Annotated in this window: 6 protein-coding genes; 3 read left to right on the top strand and 3 right to left on the bottom strand. The window is 72.1% G+C overall.

Features of this window, described 5'->3' with window-relative positions; all coding sequences use genetic code 11:
- Nucleotides 1–148 precede the first annotated feature (148 nt).
- Genes H5J29_RS18255 through H5J29_RS18245 form a run of 3 tightly spaced genes read right to left on the bottom strand, consistent with a single transcriptional unit; the run spans nucleotide 149 to nucleotide 2,989 of the window.
- Entirely contained in the window at nucleotides 149–865 is a 717-nt protein-coding gene (locus H5J29_RS18255) for an iron-sulfur cluster assembly protein (RefSeq protein WP_181782165.1), read from the bottom strand.
- The gene (locus H5J29_RS18250; protein ID WP_181782164.1) at nucleotides 862–1,926 is read right to left on the bottom strand and encodes an amidohydrolase family protein; all 1,065 of its coding nucleotides are present in this window, start codon (nucleotides 1,924–1,926) and stop codon (nucleotides 862–864) included. Before H5J29_RS18250 ends, H5J29_RS18255 begins: the two co-directional genes overlap by 4 nt.
- 34 nt (nucleotides 1,927–1,960) lie before the next feature.
- Entirely contained in the window at nucleotides 1,961–2,989 is a 1,029-nt protein-coding gene (locus tag H5J29_RS18245) for an NAD(P)-dependent alcohol dehydrogenase (RefSeq protein ID WP_181782163.1), read from the bottom strand.
- Between the two features lie 310 nt (nucleotides 2,990–3,299).
- Between H5J29_RS18245 and H5J29_RS18240 the strand changes: the two genes are divergently transcribed.
- The 3 genes from H5J29_RS18240 to H5J29_RS18230 all read left to right on the top strand — a co-directional run.
- Nucleotides 3,300–3,962, top strand: coding sequence for an NAD(P)H-binding protein (locus H5J29_RS18240; RefSeq protein ID WP_181782162.1), 663 nt, complete (start codon nucleotides 3,300–3,302; stop codon nucleotides 3,960–3,962).
- The gene (locus H5J29_RS18235; RefSeq protein WP_181782161.1) at nucleotides 3,959–5,323 is read left to right on the top strand and encodes a dihydrolipoyl dehydrogenase family protein; all 1,365 of its coding nucleotides are present in this window, start codon (nucleotides 3,959–3,961) and stop codon (nucleotides 5,321–5,323) included. Before H5J29_RS18240 ends, H5J29_RS18235 begins: the two co-directional genes overlap by 4 nt.
- A gap of 35 nt (nucleotides 5,324–5,358) precedes the next feature.
- On the top strand, nucleotides 5,359–5,975 hold a 617-nt coding region (locus H5J29_RS18230; protein WP_181782160.1), incomplete at its 3' end, for a pentapeptide repeat-containing protein.

Raw genomic sequence — 5,975 nt, 5'->3', positions numbered from 1 at the left:
CGCCCTGGTCGCGGCCTTCCTCCTCCGCCCCCGGCCCGTGGACGAGCGGGGGTCGGTCGAGGTCGTTCCGGTCGCGGGAGCCCCGACCGGCCCGTGAACGCACGAACGGCACCCCCGTGCCCAGGGGTGCCGTTCGTGCAGGGAGCGGTCAGGCTCGCGCCTTCGCCTCGGCGGAGTAGCGGGTCTGGAGCAGGCTCTTGCAGTACTCCCCGTTGGTCTCGATCCCGACCCGCTGCAGCCGCGCCCGACGCAGGTGCAGGGGCACCTGGGCGGACGTGACCCGACTGCCGTCGCCGTGGATCAGCAGCGGCGCGTCGTCCGTGTACGGCAGGCCGATCGCCATCCGCCGGTCGCGGAGCCTGCGCAGCTCCATCGAGTCCGGCACCTCGGCCAGGGTCAGCGCTGCCAGGTCGTCGGGTCCCAGGCCCTCCTCGACGAACGGGCGGGCGAGCCGGTCCTGGCCCGCGAGCGCCGCCTTCGACAGGAAGGTGTGCCGCAGCTCGTCGAGCTCCGCCACGGCCTCACCGGCGAAGGAGCCGACGAACCCGGAGTGGGCCGCGACCCCGCCGTTGATCTCCTCCGACGCGTGGTGGTCGGCCAGCGTGACCGCCGCGCGCCGGACGCCCGGGACCGCGGAGACCGCGTCGTAGGCGTCTGCGACCATCAGGAACGAGAAGTTCGGCGCGCAGAAGAAGGTCGGCAGGCGCAGCGTCACGGAGACCTCCCCCGCGGGGGAGACGGTGCACGACTCGACGAAGTCGAGGTCCGTGATGGGCTCGTCCAGCTCCGGGTCGAGCACCGTCCCCAACGAGGACCACACAGCCTGCCGCAGCTCAGGAACAGGCCCAGCAGGCAGGTCGGTCATGCCTGGGCACCCGCCTTGCCCTCGACGAGCTCCTCGCCCGGGGCCTCGGTGTCGCCCGCCGTGGTCTCGAGCTGCAGCTCCGCGGGCACCGGGATGTCGTAGAGCTTGGCGGCGTTGAGCCCCAGGATCTTCTTCTTCGACGCCGTGGTGAGGCGCGGGTAGTCGGAGAACTGGTCGTCGTCGGGCATCTGCCAGTCGACCAAGCCCTCGACCTGCCACTTCGGCACCCAGATGTTGTAGTCGCCGCCGAAGAGCATCTTGTCCTCGCCGACCCAGAACAGCAGCTCGCCCATGACCTTGGCGAAGAACTTCGGGCGGGCGTGCATGAGGCCACCGACCACGACGGACAGCCCGGCGTAGACGTTCGGCTCCTGCACCGCCATGAAGCAGAAGTCCTCGATGCGGGGCAGGCCCACGTGCTCGACGATGAAGTTGAGCCCCTGGAAGTCCGTGGCGGCGTGGTCGACGTCGGCGACGTCGAACGCGTCCTTGTCCAACGGCCAGATCGTGGGCCCCTTGTGGACGTGCACGTTCTTGATGCCGAGCTCCTGCGCGGCCTGCAGGAAGTCGTAGGCGGCGGGGTCGGTGAGCTTGTAGCCGCGGGAGTCGCCGTTCCACTCCGCGGTGTAGAGCTTCACGCCCTTGTGCTTGTACTTCTGCACGTCGGCCTCGAGCTGCTTGAGCCCGGCGTCGCCCTCACGCGGGTCGAAGCGACCGTTGACGATGAGCCGGTCGCCCCACTTCTCGAGCAGCGCCGCGTTCTGGTCGACGGTGTTGAAGCCGTTCTTGTACCACTCCTTGAGATACGTCGACTGGAAGATCGCGTAGTCGACGTGGCCCTCGACGAACATGTCCCGCTCGAAGTCCTCGGGCGTGACCTTGAGGTAGTGCTCCCAGTCCCAGTGGGTCTCGGGCGGGCCGAGCTGGTGGTAGCCGTAGAAGCAGTCGATCCAGCCCTTGGCGAACTGTTCCTTGCCCTCGACCCAGTTCTCCTTGGAGGCGTCCCAGAAATGGGAGTGGGAGTCGACGACGAAATACTTCTCTCCGTCTTTCTCGTACATGTGGTGGTGTCCTTCCTACCGGCGTCAGTGCTGGTCAGGGAACCAAGATCGCGCGACCGCGGACGCGGCCCGCGTCCAGGTCGTGGAGGGCGTCGAGGGCGGCGTCGAGGGGGTACTGCTTGGTGTGCAGCGTGACCTTCCCGGCCTGGGCCAGGACCATCAGCTCGGTGAGGTCGGCGTAGGTGCCGACGATGTTGCCGATGACGTTCTTCTCGCCGCCGACGAAGTCCAATGTGGGCGCCTTGAACTCGCCGCCGTAGCCGAGGATGTACTGGGACCCGGCGGGGGCGGTCATCTGCCAGGCGTCGAGCTCGGCGCCCTGTTCGGCCACGAAGTCGAAGACCACGTCGCCGCCGAGGCCGTTCGTGAGGTCCTTGACCGCGTCGATGTGGGTGCCGTCGGCGAGGACGGTCTCGTCGGCGCCGATCTGCTTGGCCAGCGCCAGCGCGTCCGGGTTCTTGTCCACGACGACGATCCGGGTGCCGGTGATGGCCGCCAGCGCCTGGATCGCGATGTGGCCGAGGCCGCCCGCGCCCTGCACGACGGCCGTGGTGCCCGGGAAGAGGTCCGGGACCGCCTTGCGCACGGCGTGGTAGGCCGTGATGCCGGCGTCGGCCAGCGCGGCGACGTCGGCGGGGTCGGTGCTCGGATCCAGCTTGATGCAGGCCCGCGCCGTGGTCCGCAGGTACTCCGCCATGCCGCCGTCGTTGTTCGACAGCCCGGGGAAGAACGCGTTCTCGCACTGCATGTCCCGGCCGCGTCGGCAGGCGAGGCAGAGCCCGCAGCTGGGCTGCGGGTGCAGGATCACGGTGTCGCCGACGGCGACGTTCGTGACCCCGTCACCGATCGCCTCCACCCAGCCCGCGTTCTCGTGGCCGATCACGTACGGCAGCGTCGGGTCCTGGGCCGCGGCCCAGTCGCCGTTGATGATGTGCAGGTCGGTGCGGCAGACGCCGGCCCCGCCGATCTTGACGATCACGTCCAGCGGCCCCTGGAGCGTGGGCTCGGGGATGTCGTCGATCTTGGGATCCGAGTGGTACTCGTGCACCCTGACGGCCTTCACGCCGTACCTCCTCGCGAGTCGATGTGGTCGCGATCACCGTCTATCCGCGTAAGGGGCGTCACAAGGTGACGGATTCCAGTCGATGAGAAAACGGACGAATCGGGCTCGACAAGATCGAACAGGCGCCGGTGGAGTGATCTTGATGGGTCGTCTGCATCGACGCTGACCTGCGGCGATGGTCCGCCCGGGCGCCCGCCGTCGTCGAGGGCTCGACCTGTCTCATCCTGCGACAACCCGTCCCTCCGGAGGGGGTGTTCCACGTGGAACGGGGGACGGGCGGAGGACGGCGGGCGGGTCTAGCGTCGCGCCCATGCGAACGGTCATCGCGGGAGGACACGGCAAGATCGCGCTCCGGCTCGCCACGGTGGTGGCGAACCAGGGTCACGAGGTGGTCGGGGTGGTGCGCAATCCGGACCACCGGGCGGACGTCGAGCAGACGGGTGCCGCGGTCGTCGTCGCGGACCTCGAGAAGGCGAGCGCGGCAGACCTGGCGCCGCACCTGAAGGGGGCGGACGCGGTCGTGTTCGCCGCGGGGGCGGGGCCGGGGAGCACGGCGGAGCGCAAGGACACGGTGGACCGGGCCGCGGCGGAGCTGCTGGCCGACGCGGCCGCGCAGGCCGGTGTCCGCCGGTACGTCCTGGTCTCGTCCACCGGCGTCGACCAGGAGCCGGACCCGAGCCGCGGCGAGGTCTGGGTGGCGTACGTCCGGGCGAAGAAGGCGGCGGAGGACGCGTTGCGCGGGCGCACCGACCTCGATCTCACGATCCTGCGCCCCGGGCCCCTCACGGACGATCCCGGCGTCGGCAAGGTCGCGCTCTCCACGGGTCCGCTCGACCGGCGCGAGGTCACCCGGGACGACACGGCCGCGGTGCTCGCCGCGCTCCTGGAGGCACCCGGCACCGCCGGTCTGACGCTCGAGCTGATGGGCGGCGACCACGATGTCGTCGGCGCGGTGGCGGCGGTGCAGGCATGACCGAGTACGACGTGATCGTGGTCGGGGCGGGCCCGGTTGGTGAGAACGCGGCCGACTACGCCCACCGCAGCGGGCTGTCCGTGGCGCTCGTGGAGGCCGAGCGGGTGGGTGGGGAGTGCTCGTACTGGGCCTGCATCCCGTCGAAAGCCCTGCTCAGGACGCCCGACGCCGTCGCGGCCGCCCGCAGGCTGCCGGGCGTGACCGCGTCCTTCGACCCCAAGGAGGTGTTCGCGCGGCGGGACTACTTCACCTCCCGCGGGGACGACTCCTCGCAGGCGGAGTGGGTCTCGTCGGCCGGGATCACGCTGGTCCGCGGGTGGGGCAGGCTCGCGGGGGAGAAGGCCGTGCAGGTCGGCGAGGAGGTGCTGCGGGCGCGGCACGCGGTCGTCCTGGCGACCGGCAGCGTGCCCGTCCGCCCGCCGATCCCGGGCATCGACGAGGTACGCACCTGGGGATCGCGCGAGGCCACCTCGGCCGAGGCGGCGCCGCGTCGGCTGGGTGTGCTGGGCGGCGGGGTGGTCGGCTGCGAGATGGCGCAGGCGTACGCGCGGCTCGGCTCGCAGGTGACGATGCTGGTCCGCGGCACCCTGCTGCCCTCGGTCGAGCCGGACGCGGGGGAGCGGGTCGCCGAAGGTCTCCGGGCCGACGGCGTGGACGTGCGCCTGCAGACCGGGCTCGACGCCGTCGCGCCCGCCGGGGACGCGATCGCGCTGAGCGTCGGCGGCGAGACGATCGAGGTCGACGAGCTCCTGCTGGCGACGGGGCGGCGGCCGAACAGCGCGGACATCGGGCTGGACACCGTCGGGCTGGAGCCGGGCTCCGCGGTCGAGATCGACGACAGCGGCCTGGCCCTCGGCGACTGGCTGTACGCGACGGGGGACGTCACCGGGCGTGCCCCGCTCACGCACATGGGCAAGTACCAGGCCCGGATCGCGGGCGCGGCGGTCGCGGCGCGGGCCGCCGGGACCCCGCTGGACACTGCGGCCTGGGGCGAGCACAGCGCCACGGCCGACCACGTCGCCGTCCCGCAGGTCGTGTTCACCGACCCGCAGGTGGCGCACGTCGGGAGGACCGCGGCCCAGGCGGGCGACGGGGTCCGCGAGGTGGCGATCGACATCGCGGTGTCGGGCGCCTCGCTGCACGCGGACGGGTACTCCGGGCGCGCGATCCTGGTCGTCGACACGGCCCGCGAGGTGCTGGTCGGGGCGACGTTCGTGGGCCAGGACGTGGCCGAGCTGCTGCACTCCGCCACGGTCGCGGTGGTGGGCGAGGTCCCGCTCTCCCGGCTCTGGCACGCCGTCCCCTCCTTCCCGACGATCAGCGAGGTGTGGTTGCGGTTGCTGGAGGCGTACCGGGCGTGACCACGCGGTTCCTGGCCCGGGGGTAGCGTCGGGACATGATCGCGCTCGAGGACCTCCGGGCGGACTGTGCCCGCTGCACGGGGCTGTGCTGTGTCGCCCCGGCCTTCGCGCGCTCGTCGGACTTCGCCTTCGACAAGCCCGCGGGCACCCCGTGCCGGAACCTTGCGGCCGACGCCCGCTGCGGCATCCACGCCGACCTGCGCGAGCGCGGCATGCCGGGATGCACGGTGTTCGACTGCTTCGGCGCCGGGCAGGCCCTGTCCGCGCGGGTGGACTGGCGCGTCGGCGACCGCGGGCAGGCGTTCGCGGCGTTCTCCCCGCTGCGCGACCTGCACGAGCTGCTGCGCTACCTCGTCGAGGCGCGTGCCCTGGTGGCCGGGACGACGTCGGACGGCCTGCTCGACGAGCTGGCCGCGGCGATCGAGGAGACCCAGCGGCTCTCGGAGCTCGACCCCGCCGCGCTCGCCCGGCTGGACGTCGACGCCCACCGCGCCGCGGTGAATCCCCTGCTGAACCAGGTCAGCACGCAGGTCCGCGGGGAGGGGCCGGACCGACGCGGCGCGGCGCTGATCGGGGCCGACCTCCGCGGCGTCGACCTGCGGCGCGCGTCCCTGCGCGGGGCCCTGCTGATCGGGGCGGACCTGCGGGGAGC

Origin of the sequence: Pseudonocardia pini (assembly GCF_013870575.1) — a bacterium.
Lineage (GTDB): Bacteria > Actinomycetota > Actinomycetes > Mycobacteriales > Pseudonocardiaceae > Pseudonocardia > Pseudonocardia pini.
This window is presented reverse-complemented; position numbering and strand designations above follow the sequence as displayed.

Excerpts from the sequence above, each read along its gene's own strand:
- H5J29_RS18240 (WP_181782162.1), top strand. The coding sequence starts at position 3,300 with ATGCGAACGGTCATCGCGGGAGGACACGGCAAGATCGCGCTCCGGCTC.
- H5J29_RS18235 (WP_181782161.1), top strand. The coding sequence starts at position 3,959 with ATGACCGAGTACGACGTGATCGTGGTCGGGGCGGGCCCGGTTGGTGAG.
- H5J29_RS18255 (WP_181782165.1), bottom strand. The coding sequence starts at position 865 with ATGACCGACCTGCCTGCTGGGCCTGTTCCTGAGCTGCGGCAGGCTGTG.
- H5J29_RS18250 (WP_181782164.1), bottom strand. The coding sequence starts at position 1,926 with ATGTACGAGAAAGACGGAGAGAAGTATTTCGTCGTCGACTCCCACTCC.